The following is a 19,357-nucleotide window of genomic DNA, read 5'->3' as shown; positions in this document are numbered from 1 at the left end:
CCTACATCCATAGGAGGAGTTAGCATATGACTTGGGAAACGACAGTGCAAAAATGGCTTTCATATCCACATTTAGATGAACAGCTAAAACAGCAATTACTTTCGATGCAAGCGGATAAAAAACTGCTTGAAGATAGTTTCTATAGAAACTTAGAATTTGGCACAGGCGGAATGCGCGGGGAGATTGGACCTGGGACGAATCGGATGAATATATACACGATTCGAAAAGCAGCGGAAGGATTGGCACGTTACATTGTCGAGAAAGGGGAAGAGGCAAAAGCGCGTGGGGTAGTCATTGCTTATGATTCTCGGCATAAATCGCCTGAGTTTGCGTTAGAAGTGGCGAAGACGGTAGGAAAACACGGCATTCGAGCATATTTATTTAAAGAGCTTCGTCCGACGCCAGAGTTGTCGTTTGCGGTTCGTTATTTAGGCGCGTTTGCAGGAGTTGTGATTACGGCGAGTCATAATCCACCCGAATATAATGGGTTTAAGGTGTATGGCGAAGATGGGGGACAAATCCCTCCAACGGTCGCAGATGTACTCATTGAATATGTGAATGCGGTAGAGGATGAATTAGCGGTGGCTGTGGCGAGTGAGCAAGAGCTGCTTGAAGCAGGACTGTTGACGTATATCGGGGAAGAAATTGATGAAGCGTATATTGCACAGCTAAAAACAATTCAATTAAATCCAGAGCTTGTGGCGAGTGTCGCGAAAGATTTAAACATCGTTTTTTCTCCGCTCCATGGAACAGCGAATATGCTTGTCCGAAAAGGATTAGAAGCGTTCGGGTTTAAAAATGTGACCGTTGTGAAAGAACAAGAACAACCAGATCCGAATTTTTCAACGGTCGCTTCACCAAATCCAGAAGAACACGCGGCGTTTGGCTTGGCGATCGAATATGGAGCAAAAATAAACGCCGATCTTTTAATGGCGACGGATCCGGATGCCGATCGACTTGGAGTAGCGGTAAAGAACGACAAAGGAGAGTATGTCGTTTTAACTGGCAATCAGATGGGCGCGTTAATGTTAGAGTATTTATTATCACAAAAACAAGCAAAAGGCATCTTGCCAGCGAATGGTGTCGTTTTGAAGACGATCGTGACATCGGAAATTGGCCGAGCGATTGCGGCGCATTATGGATTGGAAACGATCGATACGTTAACAGGATTTAAATTTATCGGTGAAAAGATCGGTGAGTTTGAGCGAACGAAAGAATACACGTTCCAATTTGGATATGAAGAAAGTTACGGTTATTTAATCGGTGATTTTGTTCGTGATAAAGATGCGGTGCAGTCAGCTATTTTTGCGGCAGAAGTAGCAGCGTATTATAAAGCGCAAGGCAAAACGTTATATGAAGGACTAATGGACATTTTTGAAAAGTATGGCTACTATAAAGAGTCATTGCGTTCGTTAACGTTAAAAGGAAAAGAAGGGGCAGAGCGAATTGTTCACATCATGTCTTCGTTCCGCAAACAACCATTACGTGAAGTCGCTGGTGTAGCGGTTGTTGCAGTGGAAGATTACGCAGTTAGTAAACGATGGGAAAATGGAACAGAGCAATCGCTTTGTTTGCCACGGTCGAACGTGTTGAAATATGAGTTAGCCAACGGTTCATGGTTTTGTGTTCGCCCATCAGGAACAGAGCCGAAAGCGAAATTTTATTTTGGCGTAAAAGGCAAGTCACAACAAGAAAGTGATGCGCTGTTAGCCGAACTTGAACAAGCCGTTATGTCGCTTGTGGAAGATGCTTTATATCAAATGAAGTGATGGGGATCTCTTCCCCATCTATCCCCTTTCATACAACTCAATCGGTAATTGATCGGGATCTTGAAAGAATGTGAACTTTTTCCCCGTTATCGGATCGATACGAATCGGTTCGACCTCAATGTGATTCGCTTGTAAATAAGCGATCGTTTCCTCAATACAATCTACTGCAAATGCTAGATGACGTAAGCCACATGCTTCTGGATAGCTTTGTCTTTTTGGTGGATGTTCGAAAGAAAAAAGTTCTAGTTGTAAATCCCCAATTTGCAAATCTAACTTATATGATCGTTTATCAGCGCGATATTGTTCGTGAATGATTGGTAGTTGTAAAACATGTGTGTAAAAATGTTTGGAGCGTTTATAATTCGAACAGATGATTGCTATGTGATGTAGTTGTGTGAACATTTGTCTTCTCCCCCTTGCACGGTAATGATTTGTATTTTACCACAATTTACGGTAAAAATTTGTGACAATGAGAAGGAACAACGAAAGATGAGATTATGGAAGAAATGATTGGATTGATCGATGAGGCAGGGGGGTTAGTTGATCGAGAACAATATAAACAGGCATTATATGATCGGGAAAGAGAGGGAAGTACTGGAATTGGATTTGGAATTGCGATTCCTCATGGGAAAAGTGATGCAGTTAAACACCCTTGTTTAGCATTCGGTATGAAGCATGGGGGGTAGATTGGGATAGTTTAGATGGGGAGAAAGTGAAACTTATTTTTATGATTGCAGTGCCTGAACAATATGCAGGAAATGAGCATTTGAAAATTTTGCAATTGTTAGCGAGAAAGCTGATGGATGAGACGTTTAGGGAACAGCTATTAACTATACGAAAAGTGGAAGATGTTTTACAATTATTTGAGACGTTTCAATCTTAATGGGTGAAGGAGATGAGTCATGAATATACCTCTTTTTTTCGCACCTGTGTTTCAAGAACGAATTTGGGGTGGAAATCGTCTTCGTGAGCAATTTGGATATGATATTCCTTCAGAGCAAACAGGGGAATGTTGGGCAATTTCTGCGCATCCGAACGGACAGACGACTGTGATAAACGAACCATTTCGAGGTAAGACGTTAGGTGAGTTATGGGACGATCATCCAGAGTTATTTGGTCATTTTCCATCGGATCGGTTCCCGTTATTGACGAAAATTTTAGATGCGAATGCTGATTTATCGGTGCAAGTGCATCCAGACGATGAATATGCTCGTACATATGAACATGGAGAATTAGGAAAAACAGAGTGCTGGTATATCATTGACTGTAAAGAAGGGGCAGAGTTAATATACGGGCATCATGCCAAAACAAAAGAAGAATTACGACAAATGATGGAAGAAGGTCGTTGGCATGACTTGCTTCGGAAAGTGCCAATTCGTCCTGGGGACTTTTTTTACGTCCCAAGTGGTACAGTACACGCGCTCTGTGAAGGAACGCTCGTACTCGAAACACAACAAAGCTCGGATACGACGTATCGGATGTATGATTACGATCGTGTAGACGAACATGGAAACAAACGAGAATTACATTTAGACAAAGCGATCGATGTCATTACCGTTCCACATGTTGATATGTATTGTGAACCACATGTGATCCAAACAACAGGAGCGAAGATTACAACATTTGTTCAAAACGAGTATTTTACCGTACAAAAATGGGATATTGAGCGCGAATGGAGCGTTGAACAAACGGATTATTTTTTATTAGTTAGCGTTCTAGATGGAAAAGGGGAGTTTTGTACAGCACAAGGGACATATTCGTTACAAAAAGGGGACCATTTTCTCATTCCCCATTCGTTCGATCGTTTTACGATACAAGGAAATTTGCAATGTATTGTTTCTTCACCAACATGGGGGAAATAATGTTGATAAAAAGCAAGGTGAAAAAAATGTATTTAGGGGCGATTGAAGCGGGTGGCACGAAATTTGTTTGTGCTGTTGGTGACAGTGGAGGAAATATACATGAACGTGTCCAGTTCCCAACGACTGCACCAGAAGAAACGATGCAAAAGGTTATTGACTTTTTCAAGAGCTATTCACTAGACGCGATTGGGATCGGGACGTTTGGTCCTGTCGATTTAAATCGGAAAAGCCAAACGTATGGCTACATTACAAGTACACCAAAACCCCATTGGACCAATTTTAACTTTGTTGGCACGATTCAAAAATACTTTCACGTCCCTATCGGATTTGATACGGATGTAAATGCAGCAGCGTTAGGGGAATTGTTTTGGGGAAGGGCAAAAGGGAAAAACAGCTGTATTTATATGACAGTAGGAACAGGCATTGGTGTTGGGGCGATCGTCGAGGAACGTCTCGTTCACGGATTACTCCATCCAGAGATGGGACATATTCTCGTTCGACGCCATCCAGATGATACGTTTTCTGGCATTTGCCCGTTTCACGGCGATTGTTTAGAGGGGCTTGCTTCCGGTCCTGCGATCGAAAAGAGATGGGGGAAACGAGGCGCTGACCTTTCTGAACAAGATGAAGTGTGGGAGCTCAAAGCTTTTTATTTAGGGCAAGCGATCGCGCAGTACATTTTAATTTTATCTCCGGAACAGGTGATTGTTGGGGGAGGAGTAACGAAACAATCTACCTTGCTATCTCGTATTCACCACCACGTTTTAAATCATTTAAACGGATATGTACAACACGAGGTGATTTTAAAACATATTCATGATTACATCACACGACCTGGCTTAGGGGATAACGCAGGTATATGCGGAGCTTTAGCACTTGCGAAACAGGCTTTGCTGGAATGATGGCGATACTGTTCCTGGAGGTCTCCTTGAATTTAGTGGTTAGACTGATGAAAGTAAAAGAAGTGTCGTTAGAAACAGAAAAATTCAAGCATATTTTACTTCAAGCATGCCAGCGTGGAGAGCTGTCGACTCATATGACCGCGAAAGAGATGGTGCAAGAGCTTGCCCAACAATTAAAGCAAGTATGCAAAGGAAATGAATCTTAACGAATGTCTATATCTTTCTTTCAGCAATAGCCGAAATCAGTCAAGATGATGGTGTATGGTCTTGGAATTACTTTGTGCGTAAGTCCACTCATGTGTTGGTGTTCGGCTTGCTTGCGGTTGTCGCATGGTGGACGATGGCGGGGTACGGGTGTTTATCATCATTTAACCCTGTTTCGATGAGTGGCATCAGTCGTTTCAACCTAGGCGGGTGCTACCTGTGTCGGATGTGGTCATTGATGTACTCTGTGTAACATTGGCGCTCTGGATCGTGTGGCTGCTGGTGCATAATGTACGCTAATTGTATGAGTAGTCGGTTCGGTAGAGAAGTATTTTTTTGGTTTTAATTATCTAAATATTCTATTAAATTAACGGTATGACAACGGATATCATGGTAAGAGGCGATGTAATAGACTTTTGGTTTTGAATATATAGTAATAAAATTTTCGTGGAATAGTAACTATTCAGCCACATCATAAAGTGAGCTGAATATTTTTTGCTTTTCCTGTCCATGATGTGAATATTGATAGACAAGGAGGTGAATCGCATGTTGACGGTACAACAAGCTGTATTTACAGTTGAAAGCTTAATCAGCAAAGTCCAACAACAAAAGCAGCTCATTACTCACCAACAACAAGTCATTGAGCAACTGTTGAAAGAAAACAAACAGCTACGCAAAGAAAATGAACGACTCAGGGGTTGCATTCAAGAGCTGGAAGCACACACGAAAAAACAGCTCCAATCGCCATCAGCCCCCCATCTTCTGACCGTTTTGCCAACACACGTTCTTCACGCGAGTCATCTGGCAAAAAGCCAGGTGGACAAGAAAGACATCATGGAACGACGCTCCGTCAGGTGGAACATCCATATCATCGTGTCGTCCATCGCGTGAACATGTGTCAAGGATGTGGGGCTTCTTTGCGTGAAGTCAAGCCTTTCAAGATCGATGTCTGTCAGGTGTTCGATCTCCCTCCTGTGACGATCGAGGTCACCCAACATGAGCGTGAAGTGAAATCGTGTCCGCATTGCCAATGTGTCCAACAAGCTCCGTTCCCCCACACGTAACGAATCATGTGCAATATGGTTCGCGGCCCACTGCGCTCGCCGTTTATTTGCACCATATTCAATTGATTCCTTACAAACGTGTAAGTGATATGATCGAAGTGTTATATCAGCACTCGATCAGCACTGTGACTCTCGCCAATATGGTGAAACGAGCGAAGCAAGAAAAAACGTGTGGAATTCGTTGTGTCGTCTGTTAAAAGGCGAAACACTCGATTATATTATTTCTACCAATTAGAGTATTTTCTAAAATAGAGATGCCCTATTTGTGCTGGGGTTCTTTACGTACTACCATCTGGGTGAATAGTTACATTTACTTTGTGCTTTACGGCTTCGTTTTCGCCGTCAACAACCATTATCTCTTGCTTTATAGGTTTTTTGTTATAAATTTATGGAATAAAAAGGATTTTGATGGGGTATATAGAATCAGTTATAAATAGGGGGAATTTCTTTTCGTTTTTTATTGTTGATCGTGTTGCAGTGCAATGGAAGAGGCGAGCTTTTGGGATGACATGAACAGAGCTGGAAAGGAAACCATGGGGGAGATCATGGATGAACGGCAAGGGTTGCAATATCAATTGGGAATGATCCAAAGGACGATAGGAGGAAGGAAGATCGATGAATTTTACAGAGAAAACAGAAGAACACACTCCTTTAATTGAGGTCATTGGGTACCAGTTTGAGCGGGTGCACACGGGTGTGATTAAGTGGTTGCTCGATTCGGAATATCAGGACGTCCCCATGGAAGAAAAGAGGAAGATCATCGAACGAATATACGAAAAAAGTCATCAATCGTCTCCATTTGCTTCGGATCAGGTGGAGGAAATCATCTGTCATCCCGAATATGCGTTTGCTCGGACACGAAGAATTGATCTAGTGGTTGAAATCAAGATGGCTGATGGCAACCGCAAGTATATCGTGATGGAGATGAAGGTGGATACCATTCCAGGGGGGAAGCAACTGCAGGGAACGTATAACGATTTTTGTTGCCGTCACTCCGACCAGAAAGACGATACGTTGTTTTTGTTGCTGCTGTTTGGCACAGCGCAAGTATTTAAGATTCCCGATGTCCCTCCATTTCACGTGTGGAAGCTTTCGGACATCATAGACGTTTTCCAAGGTGTAGAAGTGTCACACCCTATCTATGCCGAATGGATGAGGGTGCTTGAGCGGGAACAAGACCGTGCGCGGCATGTGGAGGAGAGATTGGCTGGCATCGGCGGCAAGGAAAAAGATAAAGGATGGAAAAGGCATGGATATCGAAACCGCTTCTCGTTCTTTTATTATTTGTATGACCAGTTGAGAAAGTACTCCCGACACGGTGCGGAACAATGGAAAATCCATGGAAGTCCCCATAATCCACTAATGAATTTCACGTGGATGCCAACAACGCTGTTCGGAAAGCCTGTCCATGTTTATTTTGAATTCAATTACGAACACTTGTTTTTTAAGCTAGCCGATCAGGAACAAAAGTTGACAAGGGACGAACTGACCTTGTGCAGCGTGCCTGTCACGCCCCGATATATGTCGAGATTTGTAGAAACAGAGGGTCATAGATTGGCTCTCTGCTTTTGTTTAAAAAATTCATTCCCAAGCAGGAATTTGGTTCATTTTGTCGAAAAAGTATGTAAAATTTGTAAAATTTTTGGAGGTGAGGTGAATGTATGGCTAGGTGAATGTATGGCCGTCGATCACGACCGCTTGTTTAAAGAGCTCATCACAACGTTTTTTGTATGAGTGCCTGTCACTTGTCGAAGGTTATTCCGTCAACAAAAAAAGGAGCCGGCCGCAAAGCCATTATTGAGTACACCGACCGCCGCCTTGGCGCCCTTTGTCGCCTCATCACAAAAAATTTATGATGCACTCGGCTGGAAAATGGAATATTCGTTGAAATCATCGAAAGCGAGTGGAAATGGTACAGCTAAAAAGTCAAAAGCCTCCTGTTGCTAAATGAGTGTTAACGGGAGGCTTTTTATTATTGTATCAATAATCCTATGTTAATTATATGTGAAATCTAAGGTTCCTCGATAGTTTGGCGAAACACAGGTTATTGAGAATGGGAAGGGATCCGATATTCATCTAGAATGAATTAGTCACTTACATAAAAACATTCTTAATTATTAATGAGTCTATAGCATTCCGTTTATGAATTAGGGGATTGAAGATACAATCCATCCTCATCAAAAATCATCCATTTTGGTTTTATGAAATCACCTTTTACGTCACTGTAAATGGATTGATATTTTGAGAAAGTGTTTTCTAAGAATGACAACATTTCCTTTTCCTTTTTAGGTAAAAATTTGGATATAAAGGTACAAAGTACAGGAGTATCTGCATGATCGAACATTAACCAATCTGCATAGAATTTATCTTCTCCCACCCTATAGTGAATGTGACGTCTTATGTTCCAGCCACGCTCTAAATATGCTTTTGAATGCTTGATAATGAAAAGTTCACGATAAATGTTATAATACTGACCACCTAGCAATTGTAATGATTTTAAATATGTTTCTAACTTTTTAGAGAAATCATTATCCATATAATAAGGATTAACGAGGTATTCAAATAATTCAACACTAAATTCCCCGATCCAGTCCCTCATGGAATAAAGAAGGATTCCTTTCTCTTTAGCTATTTCAAATGCTTCTCTTTCAATGGTTCGATAAAATAAAATCGGAATGATTCGTGTCCCTGTTTTGTAGTTTTTCATTCTGGCACTTTGCATTTCAATACGGGCTACAAATCCTTCTACATCTTCTAAATAAGTTTGCCTATGGAAGAGCATTTCCATAAATACAAAAGACGGTGTTTTTTTCTTTTCTTCGTTTTCATAATACGATTCATAAAAGCCATATAGATAGGTAAATCCAACGGCATCCCATAAATGTCCATTGAAATCTACCCGATTTTGCTCAGAATCAAATATATGAGTTTGATTCCACGCTGTTATGTTACAACGTTCTAACCATGTAGCAGCCTCTAATGCAAAAAGGCGATTGACCATATGTCTTCTGTACCATGGGTAAAGTTCAGCTTCGGATGAGATATTTTGCATTTTGGCAATGATATAAGAAATCTCATTATAATTTGATATATCTTTTATAATCCCAAGTTGTAATAGATTATCTAACACTTTCTCTTTTGGCTCATTTGCTGGAAAAAAGTTGCGGTTGGTAACCGCTGCTGATATTTTGATGGCTTCCGAAGTTAAAATCCTTCCTTTATTATGAACCAGGCTTTGAAAAATTCGATGTAATCCTTTTCGCTGTTTTTGTAATGCTGTCTGCAATGCATCTGAAATATTATGGTGCTGTAAATAATACAAATACTGTCCTCTTCCGAACGATACTGGTTTAGTGGAAAAAATCACTTCGTTATCTGTTGCCCTTTGAATTATTTTTCGAGCATATGCGGACGAAATATCCATAGTTTCCCGAAGTTTTTGATTTAATTCACTTCCTAATAGAGGTCCGTATTTTTCAAGGATCTTTTTCATAACTTCAAAACCAATCCTAGAATTGTTCATCGAATCACCTTCGTCACAGTAATGTTAATATAAATTATAATATAATACACACGGATTATTAAAGTTTAAATGCTGAAAAAATAATATTCTATTTAAATAAATATTGTCACGGTTAAAAATACAGATTATAATAAAAATTGTAAATAGGTAAATATTTCTTTTTTGATGAAAGGAGGGACGAGCTTATGGCTAAAACGAAAGATGGCAAGAAAATTGTTCCTGTTAAGCCATACGTTAAAAAAGTAAGAGGCAAAAGTGTAAAAGTTCGCGGCCATCGGCGTTCTACTCCAAATTAAAAAGCCCGTTGTTTGGCAGAACAACGGACTTTTCACGAATTGGGGACTTCTATAAATTTTCCCTAAAAAATTACCTTCAAATATTTATGTTGATTATAAAGTATTAGATAGTCAAGTCCCCAATTCCTTCTTTTTTGAAGAAATCTATAAATTTTAGCAAAGAAAGAAGGGATAAAATTGGCTGAAAAAATATTTAATGTTGATTTTGAAGGTTATTGGAGAGAGCCGAATATCAGAGGGATTCCGGAAGAATCAGGAGTTTATTGTGTCTATGAATGTAAACACAATGTTTCAAATAAAACAGTCACCATCCATCGCTTAATTTATATTGGGGAATCAGATAATGTGAATGAACGAATCAAAAACCATGAGAAATGGGATGAGTGGAAACAATACGTAGGTTTAGGTAGAGAGCTATGTTTTTCTTTTGGCTATGTCGAATCAACTTATCGGGAAAGAGTAGAAGCGGCGCTTATCTATGAACATAAACCCCCTGTGAATGTTGAATATAAGTCATGTTTTCCTTTTGACAAAACAACGGTGAAAACAAGTGGAGCTAACTCAAAATTAAAAACGGAATTTACGGTTTTACGTACTTTGTAAGAGGGTCTATTATTTTTGGCCTTCTTCTTTTAGTAATCTAATACTTTCTTAGACTAGAGGTGATGAGCTTTGAAAACTCGTCCTATAAAAATATCAATGACTTCTTTTTTAGATTTTACCTTAATGCCAGATAGTCAAAAGATACGTAAAGTAAAAGAAATAAAATATAACGAATATAGTCCTGGAAAAGATTATTGGAAGAAACTACGCGACAAAATTGTAAACATTCACGCAATGAATAACGACTTTTCACAATTGGATAACTTACTTCATGATATTCCAGTTAATCGTATAAACAATTATTAAAGAAGCTATTAAAGGGTATCGGAGATTTTTGAAACGGTATAAAGATTTTAAGTGGTTTGATGTACAAAGTAAATTATGGGTGTATGATAACTTGGCTATTAGTGTTAACCCGGAACTTGGTTTATTTATAGACGGGGAGCCTTATCTTATTAAACTATACTTTAAAGAGACGACTACTCCGGCGGAGATAAATTTGACGAAAAGCCGGTCAGCAAATATTGCATTTTTGATGTTCGATTGTTTACGTGATGATTGTCCAGAAGGTACGAAAATGGCAGTATTGAATGTTAAAAAAGGAAATTTAATTGTACCAGATTTTAATGTAAATGACCAAAAAATATCTATACAAGGTTCATCCGTGCATTTTTTAGCAATTTGGGAACAAGTTTAAATTAAACAGAAAATTAGAGGGGGCTAAATTATGCAAACTCACCAAACGTTTATTGACAGAATCGGGACGGAATATAATCTTGCTTGAAAGTGGTTGAAAGCCTTAAATATGAATCCCCGAGATGGAAACGAACATAGCGAAGAAGAGGATGGAACTTTTTTAGTTCGAATGTATGCTTACTCTTCTTTTGTAGACGATCGCTTGAACGAAAAAATGTATGAGTAAAATGTTTGTGGGAGGAAGTTAAATCCTCTATGTGGTTCAAGGGGGAATTCCCTTGATAAAAGAAGGAGGATGAGCAAAATAGATGCAAAAAGGACTCTCTTCCTGTATGTTGATAAGTGCAACCAAACCACAACAGGAGGTCAGAGAGTCCTATGCAACAGTTTATCACAGATGGGCAAACATTAAAAGAGATAGAAATGGAATTGTTTTCGATGTTGCAAAAAACCTATGGAGCAATGCTTCAACAGGTACTAGAACGGCTGGATGAAGAGCTAGCCAACCAACGAGATAAAAAACGCTATTACCTAAAAGATAAACGAACGGTACGCATCCAGACGCTCTTTGGGGAGGTGGAGGTTCGGCGCAATTACTATTTGGATCGAGAAAAAGGCGTGTATACGTGCTTATTAGATCCCTTCCCCGGGTTCGATGGCGCAAAGGGAGTGAGTCCATTATTGGAGGAAACCGCCATCGAATTAGCCGTTACCGGCCCTTCGTATCGCCAAGCCGCCGAAGCGTTAGAGAAGATGGTAGGTTATGCGGTGATGAGCCATGAAACGATTCGGCAGCTCGTGTTACAAGCAACGGTGGATAGACATCGTCCGATGGAAATGGAGCGACAGGTGTTGTTCGTGGAGGCGGACGGATTATACGTGAAACGGCAGCGAAGTCGGCGAAGAGGGAAAGAAGAAAAGATTTTGGCAGTGCACCAAGGATGGAAAGCCAACGGGAAACGGGTATTCTTGGTTGGGAAACGGCACTATGTACACGAAACAAACGAGCCGGTGTGGGAAGGATTAGAACAATTTTTGATCGAGGAATACGGCTATGACCCCACGAGGGATTGGGTGGTGATCAATGGCGATGGAGCTGCGTGGATTACGGCTTGTCGGGAATATTTCGGGAAGCGAGCGTTTTTCCAGCTAGATCGGTTCCACGTAGCGCGAGAGATTCGTGAATGCTTAAAAGATCACCCACAGTACCGGACGATTCGGAAAAAACTGGCCTTGTTCGATGAAAATGGGTTATTAACCGAACTGCATAGTGCGGTAGGCACCCTAGGGGATGAGAAGAAAGAAAAGCAATTGGAAGGATTGATTCAACGGATCGAATCGATGCCAGGATGCTTGAGTGATTACCGTCAATGGTTGCGGGAGAAAGGCATAGATACGACCGGAATGCGCCCGATGGGAAGTGCAGAGGGAACGATGCACGTCTTTGCGAAGCGAGTAAAAAATGGACGGGGTTGGTGTGAAGAAGGGATTCGAGCGTTTTTACACGTGATGGTAGCCGTGAAAGACGGGTTAACGATTCAGACATGGAAAGGAGAGGTGTTTGCGCAGGAGGAGAAAAGAGAAACGGAACGAGAAACGATCGTGAAAAAGGCGATGAAGCACGTAGGAACAAAGGTAGCAGAGTTGGTGCGAGGGAATATCCGTTATTTCGATCATTCGTCAGGAACGCCTATTTATCAAGCGTTAAAAGCATTGAAAGGGTTTTAAAAAAGCGAAAAAAGGGCACGAAAACAGGATGAGAGGATTAGAAAACGCTTACAAAAACTAGGTTATTTAAACCAAATATATCCAGAGAATCGAAATATCAAAAAAATCTCCCACAAACTCTTGACTCAATCAGAACTACTGATGAACAGTTTGTATCAAATTTATGTTAAAATGAATATAAGATTTATACAAAAAGGAACGATTAGCATTGTTGAGAGATGTTAGTGATTGGGAACGGATCGGATATGGTAGAAAAAGCACATTGGAGAAAGAGGAATTGATATCTCCAGAGAAAATACATTATCTTATAAAATATCCTCGACAATTTAAAGAAGGAGTTTCTTGGGAGGATATTACAGAATTAATTGCTGCTGAAATTGGAGCTATATTTGGTTTGGAAATGATGGATGTGGAAATTGTAACAAGGAATGGTAGAAGAGGATGTCTTCTGCGAAATTTTGTAAAAGAATATGATGCAAAAATGGCTGAAGAAGGCGGAGTTTTATTATCAGCACTAGTAGATGATTATACGAAGCTCCAAGAATCCTCATTGAAGGGCATGGAACTTATTGATGCTGGATTCAAAATAATGAGGGAGTTTGCATATTGGAAGGCCATAAAATCAGAATTTATAGATATGCAATTGTTTGATATTCTTATTGGCAATCAACCTGAATCCGTGACAAAACATCTTTACAATGGTCGCAAACCGTTGATACGATAAGGGAAAACGACGTTGACGACTCTTCATCAAGTAGGTGAATGTGATGAAAGATTTCCCGATTCGGTTTGTATTGACAGATGAAGCGATTACTCCAAGTGCTGGGCTTGCTCTCGTGGGCTACTTACTGCACCAAACGAAGCTGGATAAACGAGTAAACGCACTTCGGCTCCCAACGGTTCGTCGAGATGTGCACATTTCCCATAGCGACGTCATTCGCTCGATGATCGGCTTGCTTGCCACAGGAAAAACGGATTTTGATCATATCGAAGCGTATCGTCAGGACGATATCTTTTCGACATCAATGGGCATTCGGCACGTACCTTCCTCCCCAACGTTGCGACAGCGTCTCGATCAGCTCGCTTGTCTCCCGATGACCGAAACCATCATTTGGGAGGAATCGATGCGTCTGTTGGTTCGACAACACGCTACCTTGTCCGCTTGTTGGACGAAAGGGAAAACGACATGGCTTCCCCTTGATATAGATGCTTCCCCATTTGATAACTCCGATACGAAAAAAGAAGGAGTGAGTCGAACGTATAAAGGATTTGACGGTTTTACGCCGTTGTTTGCGTACGCAGGGAAGGAAGGGTATATCGTTCATGCCGAGCTGCGTCCAGGGAAACAACATGTACAAGACAACATGCCTTCGTTTTTAACTACCGCCATCCGTCGAGCTCGTCCGCTGACCTCGTCTCGTCTGCTTGTCCGCATGGATGCAGGGAACGATGCGGAAGCGAATGTGCACGTATGTCTAAAGGAAGACGTGGACTTTGTCATCAAGCGAAACTTACGCCGAGAATCGAAAGCGCTTTGGTTCCAGATCGCTTCGCAAAAGGGCAGACGCGTCGATGATGGACAAACAGAAGGAGTACAAACGTATGAGTTATGCCTTCCACAGACAGCAGCAATCGATGGACACACGTATACGTACGTTCAAGTCACCCAAGTGACGGAACGAACGATGGAACGAAATGGACAGCTGATGCTCGTTCCTGATTACGAAGTCGAAAGCTACTGGGTGCGCCTCGAAGGATACGAGCATGTTCGAATGAGTGATGTGCTCGCATTGTATCACGATCATGCGACATGCGAACAGTTTCATAGCGAACTGAAAAGCGACTTAGATTTAGAGCGACTTCCATCAGGGAAGATGAAAACGAATGCGCTCGTGTTAGTCATGGGAGCATTCGTGTACAACCTTCTTCGCCTGATTGGACAAGATCTATTAAGCGATCCGAGACATCCATTACATCATAAAGTGAAACGCCGCCGCATCAAGACGATCATTCAGACGGTGATCACGATGGCAGGTCGACTCGTCCGCCGATCACGACAGATCTGGATGAAACTGACGCGAAGGAGTGGGTACAGTATACTCCTACTGAATGTGTATCAAAAATGGAAAGAGGCAAGATAACAAACAGATGTTCGGGTACTCATATCCATCACTCCCCCCTGTACTTTTTTTGTCTCTTTTTTGGTTTGTATCTCCATAAAAGAGGATTTATCTCGTTTTCAAACATGAAAGTGGTGCAGGGAATCATCAAAAAAAGGGATGTATGGATCATATATCCATAGAACTAACACCAAAATCAAAGTTGATTTCCAACCATCACGGATTCAGGAATCAAGATAGGCACCCATTTAATTGGAAATTACTATTTCTCGAAACAGGAGCAAAGTTCTCCCCCATTTATGATAACGGTGTTTCCTTAGGTTTTCGATTTGATGATGAAAAGCTCATGCAAATGGTTTCGAATCCCCAAGAAATGAACAAATATACCGAGAAAACAAAGGTTAAGGCGGGTATATTTGAAAAGAAAAAAGTCAAAGCTAAAGACTTGTTAACATATATTAGTAAAAACTTTACAGATGAGTTTAATCAAAGTATCCAAAAGTTAGTTGAATTTGATTTAATAAGGTATTCTGATTTTATTCAATCATTAGATATTTTAAGCGAGGCACAAAAAGACTGGTTATTGAATATAGTGCCTTTTCGAAGAAAGAAAATATTGGAGTGGATTGGAAGGGATGATCAATAACATGAAAAAAGTTCATACACTTTTAGTGGTTTGGCAAAATCCTAAAACCCGTTCTTTTTATCATATAGGAACTCTTTCTCATTATGATGGCTATTATGAGTTCACTTACACCTATAATGCCTCTGGTCACGGAAAACTGAAAGATGCATTGAATAACGGGTATATGTTGCATCCAGCTTTCCCAGACCCAACTAAAATATATCGATCAAAGGAGCTGTTTCCGGCGTTTGAACGCCGATTGCCGTCACCAGATCGTGCGGATTTTAAAGCCATTTTGTCCGATTTAGGTCTGGATGAGAATTCCACTAAGATGGACTTGCTTCAACAAACACGTGGGCGGTTAGCCAGCGACACTTATTCTTTTGAGCAACCGCTGCGTCTTGAAGACGATGGAAAGCTGTGTGTCAGCTTTTTTGTTCATGGCATGCGCTATCAAAATCTTCCTCAAAATTGGGCAACATGGCTAGCCATTAACGAAACGTTGAAATTGGTACAAGAACCAACAAACGCTTATGACCCTCATGCTGTTGCTATTTATACTCATGGGGGGAAGAAGCTTGGATATGTTCCAGCCTTTTATAGTAAGGCCATCTTTTCCTTGTTAGAAAATGGAGTGAACCCTTCTGTTCGTGTTGTGTATATGAATGAAAAATCAACACCTCATTGGTGGCTGAAAGTAGCCTTTGAGTGCGAAATTCCTTCTTTCCAAGAGGCAACATTGGATGAATTAGATCCTGTTATGGGATAATACTTGTCGTGCTCCGGATTTTGTCAGAGATTTAACATTAGCGGGGATAGCTTGGTCATTGCCATGGATATTGATAACCTCGGCAACGGCTTAGGTTTATTCCGCCAAAGAAGTGATGGAAACATGTGAAAAAGTCACTGCCGCAAAGCCATCATTGAATCCACCGCCCGCCGCCCGGGCGACCCGGCGCGCCTTGTTGCATCCTCGCAAAAAATTTATGAAGAACTTGCTGGAAAGCAGAACATTCGTCGGAACAAATCATCGAAAGCGCGTGGAAATGGCATAAATACAGAGTCTCCTGTTGAACAAGTTTCAACAGGAGATTACTTTTCTGCCACTGTATGTCGCTTTATGTTGGGGTTATTCGGCAACTGTCGAAGCCCTTCCAATTCCGCTTTCAGTATCTCCAACAGTTTCTTTTACTCTTGTCTTGACGTTCATCTTCTTTTGAACTGTACACCAACATATAGCACTGACACCCCTCGCTATCTCCAGTGGTGATCTCTTTGACATATAAATTTCTCAAACTTGGTAGTATCGGTTGCGACAGTTTATCTTTTCTTTCGGGGCGTCCTTTCCGGATCGCATTTTCCCACACATGATATAATGTCTGCCTAGATTTTAAGTTTTGCTGACTACAAATTCCACCCATAAATCGCTTTTAAATTTACTTTGTTATCAGAATCCAACTCATATTTCGCACCTTGGTAGGGCGGAACAAAAGGATTTTTTATTCAGTTTTTTAGAATAACTTTTAAACCAACACCAAAAGCGATGGTATCCTTTTTTTACCATCGTTGGTCGTTCTTTATCCCATTAGACGTAAATGCTCTCGTCCATCCCTAATCCTTGCAGAATCCTTCGCTGCTCGTACGTGAGCGGTTGACCTAACGCGCGTTGAATTCGTCCATCCGGCAGTTCCAACAGGACGACTCTGACATACCAAAACAATTGAAAAATCGCTTGTCCGGTCGGTCGGGTCAGTTTCCGGCCTCCCGCGCCCTTTAATGGGTGTTCCGGGGTGATGAACTGACGCACCCGGCGCTGGAAGACGCGGTAAATCGCCAAGGCCAACAGAAACAAATAGCCCAATACCGCGACCCGTTCCGGTTTTTTTACGTAAATCTCATCCGTAAAGAACGGGTCTTTCAAGAAAGAGAAGTTCATTTCCACCGAGATTTGGCCTTTATACAACTTCAAGATCTCTTTCGCATCCATCGGTTGACCTTTCCATTCCTCCGGAACTGTCGTGACAAGGACAAACCGGGACGCTTTCCGTCTCGCCTGTTCCCACGCATCTTGGTCGAATTCCACGTTCAAGCGAAGGGCGTACAGCGTTTCCATGTCCGGTTCCGCCCCTTTTTTCGGACGTCCGCGCCGTTTTTTCGGACGCACGATCGCTTCGACCGACGCCTCGACGCGATGGAACCGGAGACGAAGGGACGTCTTTAGAGACGCTAGGGCTTGTTCGGCGTCTTCCCGGCACGAAAACAGACGGCTTTCCCACTGGGTTTGTTTCTGCCGAAGAAGCTCTGCTTCTTGGTTTCGCTCTTTTTCGAGCGTCTTTCCTTTTCGTTGGTCGAGCGCGCTGGATTCAACGACGATCAACCGGACCGAATGACCTTCGTACGTCGATGTCGTTTCCCACACCCGGTAGGTGGCTCCGTTTTTCTCCGCTAAGGAGAACGGATCGCTCCACGGCGTGTCTTGGGCATCAGCTTTAGCCAGCGCGGTTTTGACGATCCGGAGCGAAGAAGGGCCTCTTGTGATCAAAAAGGCGTTGGCGGCCTTCGTTTGCGCCAGTGTGTCTTTCGTCATGGCGGCAGAATCGGCAACATAAATCCATTCATCTTCGATCTTCGCCTGCTTCAGCTGTTTCTGCACACGGGACAACACCTCGGGATTCCACGTCTTATCCGGCAGGTTGCCGTCGTGTACATCGCCATAAAACGGGATGCCATCCTCGTTGCCAATCAGCCCAAATCCGATCTGCTTTTGCCAACGATGATGCCGGTTGTAGCCATGCGTAATCTGCAAGGCATCCGGCGAGGCCGATTCATACGCGCCATAAACGGTCTTGTCCGTCGTATCGGCGTGGAAGACGCGAAGAGAGAGGCCTTCTTTCTTGTAGATCTGCACGAGGCAAGACGAAAGGACTTGATGGATATTCGCCTCATACAGGCGATCCAAATGACGCGCGATGGCATCGTCGTTGAACCAAGACGGCTCCAGCCCTGGCCGAATCAGCTTCGGCAAATCGATGTCATGCGCCCATTGTTCCAAATGAACGAGCGCTTGCCGGCCGCTCAAGATATCCAGAACGATTAGTTTGACGATATCGCTGGCTCGAGTTTGGCATTGCGGATCCACGGGAACGAGACGATCAATCAACTGAGGAAGGTCAAGATCTTTGAACAGGGCGCTTATTATATTCAAATAAGAACTTTCATAAATGGCCCGAATTTGAACGTCCATGATGAGCAAACTCCTTTGCTTTCCTTGTATTCCAAGGTTTTATTCGACAGGAAGATAAAAAAATCCTCCCGATTTTTGTCGAGAGGGTGCGAAATGTGAGGTATAAGGAACATCTTTTTCCGTTTTTGCATAATCGATTAGGTGTTTGGAAAATATAGTTTAGTGAGAGAAATCGGTGCAAATAAGGAAGTGAGATGATGAAATGAGTGGACCGTCACTACGGAAATTGGAAGCGCACCGTTCTATTCATCATGGCGCCTTTGTCGAAGCGAAGCGCCTGACAGAGTTGTTGGAAACATTGTATGCCGATGGGCGTTGTGGGCATGCCGCTGAAGTGGCGGATGCCCTTAGGTTTGGTGCCTGTCACCACCCGAGGACAGATGTCTCGTTAAGAAGAAAATGCGCATATTTCTTACTTCAAACATCGTCAGCGGATCATCGGTGTTGGTCAAAGCAGCTAAAATCTCTGTATGGCCGATAAAAGGAACATTGGCAGCTTTCAGCGACTCTTTATTGATCGGTGTGGTTGCTAAAGCTGATAAGCTTCCATTTAATTCCAAACGAACAGCCGTTTCAATATATTCATAGGCTGCCTTGCCACATTGTGTTTGGACTTTTCCCATTTCAAGGGTGTCCACATTTACATTGTTCAGTGAAATAACATCAATCGTTCCGTGTTCATACTTCCCTTCGATCTTCTGTGTCGAAGGAAGCGAAGATC

General features: G+C 42.1%; 17 protein-coding genes and 4 pseudogenes. 17 read left to right on the top strand and 4 right to left on the bottom strand.

Going from position 1 to position 19,357, the window contains the following annotated elements:
* Positions 1-26: 26 nt before the first annotated feature.
* The gene (locus tag NST18_RS14005; RefSeq protein ID WP_192953350.1) at positions 27-1,769 is read left to right on the top strand and encodes a phospho-sugar mutase; all 1,743 of its coding nucleotides are present in this window, start codon (positions 27-29) and stop codon (positions 1,767-1,769) included.
* An 18-nt stretch (positions 1,770-1,787) separates the two neighbouring features.
* On the opposite strand, the gene gloA2 is transcribed toward NST18_RS14005, so the two are convergent.
* Positions 1,788-2,171, bottom strand: coding sequence for an SMU1112c/YaeR family gloxylase I-like metalloprotein (gloA2, locus tag NST18_RS14000; protein ID WP_064213876.1), 384 nt, complete (start codon positions 2,169-2,171; stop codon positions 1,788-1,790).
* A 95-nt stretch (positions 2,172-2,266) separates the two neighbouring features.
* On the opposite strand from gloA2, the gene NST18_RS13995 reads away from it, so the two are divergent.
* The 8 genes and pseudogenes from NST18_RS13995 (at position 2,267) to NST18_RS13965 (ending at position 7,535) form a co-directional block, all read left to right on the top strand.
* Positions 2,267-2,455, top strand: coding sequence for a PTS sugar transporter subunit IIA (locus NST18_RS13995; protein WP_269194766.1), 189 nt, complete (start codon positions 2,267-2,269; stop codon positions 2,453-2,455).
* Positions 2,422-2,652, top strand: a complete 231-nt coding sequence (locus tag NST18_RS13990; RefSeq protein WP_340721573.1) for a PTS sugar transporter subunit IIA — start codon at positions 2,422-2,424, stop codon at positions 2,650-2,652. Before NST18_RS13995 ends, NST18_RS13990 begins: the two co-directional genes overlap by 34 nt.
* A gap of 19 nt (positions 2,653-2,671) precedes the next feature.
* Positions 2,672-3,631: a mannose-6-phosphate isomerase, class I gene (manA, locus tag NST18_RS13985; protein WP_064213877.1), complete on the top strand. Its 960-nt coding sequence runs from the start codon at positions 2,672-2,674 to the stop codon at positions 3,629-3,631.
* Positions 3,632-3,657: 26 nt separating this feature from the next.
* Positions 3,658-4,533, top strand: coding sequence for an ROK family protein (locus NST18_RS13980; RefSeq protein ID WP_064213881.1), 876 nt, complete (start codon positions 3,658-3,660; stop codon positions 4,531-4,533).
* Positions 4,534-4,559: 26 nt separating this feature from the next.
* The gene (locus NST18_RS13975) at positions 4,560-4,739 is read left to right on the top strand and encodes a hypothetical protein (protein WP_155732435.1); all 180 of its coding nucleotides are present in this window, start codon (positions 4,560-4,562) and stop codon (positions 4,737-4,739) included.
* Positions 4,740-4,917: 178 nt separating this feature from the next.
* Positions 4,918-5,037 (top strand): annotated as a pseudogene (locus tag NST18_RS15215) (VanZ family protein); the annotation flags it as partial.
* Between the two features lie 246 nt (positions 5,038-5,283).
* Positions 5,284-5,962 (top strand): annotated as a pseudogene (locus NST18_RS13970) (IS66 family transposase zinc-finger binding domain-containing protein); the annotation flags it as partial.
* Positions 5,963-6,416: 454 nt separating this feature from the next.
* Positions 6,417-7,535, top strand: coding sequence for a hypothetical protein (locus NST18_RS13965; RefSeq protein WP_064213878.1), 1,119 nt, complete (start codon positions 6,417-6,419; stop codon positions 7,533-7,535).
* A 406-nt stretch (positions 7,536-7,941) separates the two neighbouring features.
* On the opposite strand, the gene NST18_RS13960 is transcribed toward NST18_RS13965, so the two are convergent.
* Positions 7,942-9,324 carry a hypothetical protein gene (locus tag NST18_RS13960; RefSeq protein WP_091705001.1) on the bottom strand — a complete coding sequence of 461 codons (1,383 nt, stop codon included), beginning with the start codon at positions 9,322-9,324 and terminating at the stop codon, positions 7,942-7,944.
* A 473-nt stretch (positions 9,325-9,797) separates the two neighbouring features.
* Here NST18_RS13960 and NST18_RS13955 point away from each other — a divergent pair, with 473 nt between their 5' ends.
* The 8 genes and pseudogenes from NST18_RS13955 to NST18_RS13920 form a co-directional block, all read left to right on the top strand.
* The gene (locus NST18_RS13955; protein WP_004892872.1) at positions 9,798-10,223 is read left to right on the top strand and encodes a GIY-YIG nuclease family protein; all 426 of its coding nucleotides are present in this window, start codon (positions 9,798-9,800) and stop codon (positions 10,221-10,223) included.
* A gap of 334 nt (positions 10,224-10,557) precedes the next feature.
* On the top strand, positions 10,558-10,920 hold the full coding sequence (locus NST18_RS13950) for a hypothetical protein (protein ID WP_051035106.1): 363 nt from the start codon (positions 10,558-10,560) through the stop codon (positions 10,918-10,920).
* Positions 10,921-11,297: 377 nt separating this feature from the next.
* Positions 11,298-12,647 (top strand): ISLre2 family transposase, encoded by a 1,350-nt coding sequence (locus NST18_RS13945; RefSeq protein ID WP_340721571.1) that lies wholly within the window; start codon positions 11,298-11,300, stop codon positions 12,645-12,647.
* A 208-nt stretch (positions 12,648-12,855) separates the two neighbouring features.
* Positions 12,856-13,371 (top strand): hypothetical protein, encoded by a 516-nt coding sequence (locus NST18_RS13940; RefSeq protein ID WP_340721570.1) that lies wholly within the window; start codon positions 12,856-12,858, stop codon positions 13,369-13,371.
* 43 nt (positions 13,372-13,414) lie between these two features.
* A complete protein-coding gene (locus NST18_RS13935; protein ID WP_088223305.1) occupies positions 13,415-14,788 on the top strand; it encodes an IS1380 family transposase in 1,374 nt (457 codons plus the stop codon).
* A 142-nt stretch (positions 14,789-14,930) separates the two neighbouring features.
* Positions 14,931-15,413, top strand: coding sequence for a hypothetical protein (locus NST18_RS13930; RefSeq protein ID WP_340721569.1), 483 nt, complete (start codon positions 14,931-14,933; stop codon positions 15,411-15,413).
* A 1-nt stretch (position 15,414) separates the two neighbouring features.
* Positions 15,415-16,161: an HIRAN domain-containing protein gene (locus NST18_RS13925; RefSeq protein ID WP_004892836.1), complete on the top strand. Its 747-nt coding sequence runs from the start codon at positions 15,415-15,417 to the stop codon at positions 16,159-16,161.
* Positions 16,162-16,230: 69 nt separating this feature from the next.
* Positions 16,231-16,466 (top strand): annotated as a pseudogene (locus tag NST18_RS13920) (UDP-glucose 4-epimerase GalE); the annotation flags it as partial.
* 511 nt (positions 16,467-16,977) lie between these two features.
* Here the strand turns inward: NST18_RS13920 and NST18_RS13915 are convergent.
* Both NST18_RS13915 and NST18_RS13910 read right to left on the bottom strand, forming a co-directional pair.
* Positions 16,978-18,636 (bottom strand): IS1634 family transposase, encoded by a 1,659-nt coding sequence (locus NST18_RS13915; RefSeq protein WP_340721135.1) that lies wholly within the window; start codon positions 18,634-18,636, stop codon positions 16,978-16,980.
* 374 nt (positions 18,637-19,010) lie between these two features.
* Positions 19,011-19,328: pseudogene (locus tag NST18_RS13910) on the bottom strand (4-hydroxythreonine-4-phosphate dehydrogenase PdxA); the annotation flags it as partial.
* Between the last annotated feature and the right edge of the window lie 29 nt (positions 19,329-19,357).

It is taken from the genome of Anoxybacillus sp. FSL W8-0104 (assembly GCF_038004465.1).
GTDB lineage: Bacteria > Bacillota > Bacilli > Bacillales > Anoxybacillaceae > Anoxybacillus > Anoxybacillus flavithermus_G.
The sequence above is the reverse complement of the archived record's forward strand: the minus strand, read 5'-3'. Positions and strand labels throughout refer to the sequence as shown.

Excerpts from the sequence above, each read along its gene's own strand:
- NST18_RS13930 (WP_340721569.1), top strand. The coding sequence starts at position 14,931 with ATGGATCATATATCCATAGAACTAACACCAAAATCAAAGTTGATTTCC.
- NST18_RS13925 (WP_004892836.1), top strand. The coding sequence starts at position 15,415 with ATGAAAAAAGTTCATACACTTTTAGTGGTTTGGCAAAATCCTAAAACC.
- NST18_RS13995 (WP_269194766.1), top strand. The coding sequence starts at position 2,267 with ATGGAAGAAATGATTGGATTGATCGATGAGGCAGGGGGGTTAGTTGAT.
- NST18_RS14005 (WP_192953350.1), top strand. The coding sequence starts at position 27 with ATGACTTGGGAAACGACAGTGCAAAAATGGCTTTCATATCCACATTTA.
- NST18_RS13915 (WP_340721135.1), bottom strand. The coding sequence starts at position 18,636 with ATGGACGTTCAAATTCGGGCCATTTATGAAAGTTCTTATTTGAATATA.
- NST18_RS13960 (WP_091705001.1), bottom strand. The coding sequence starts at position 9,324 with ATGAACAATTCTAGGATTGGTTTTGAAGTTATGAAAAAGATCCTTGAA.
- NST18_RS13965 (WP_064213878.1), top strand. The coding sequence starts at position 6,417 with ATGAATTTTACAGAGAAAACAGAAGAACACACTCCTTTAATTGAGGTC.
- NST18_RS13980 (WP_064213881.1), top strand. The coding sequence starts at position 3,658 with ATGTATTTAGGGGCGATTGAAGCGGGTGGCACGAAATTTGTTTGTGCT.
- manA (WP_064213877.1), top strand. The coding sequence starts at position 2,672 with ATGAATATACCTCTTTTTTTCGCACCTGTGTTTCAAGAACGAATTTGG.
- NST18_RS13945 (WP_340721571.1), top strand. The coding sequence starts at position 11,298 with ATGCAACAGTTTATCACAGATGGGCAAACATTAAAAGAGATAGAAATG.
- gloA2 (WP_064213876.1), bottom strand. The coding sequence starts at position 2,171 with ATGTTCACACAACTACATCACATAGCAATCATCTGTTCGAATTATAAA.
- NST18_RS13935 (WP_088223305.1), top strand. The coding sequence starts at position 13,415 with ATGAAAGATTTCCCGATTCGGTTTGTATTGACAGATGAAGCGATTACT.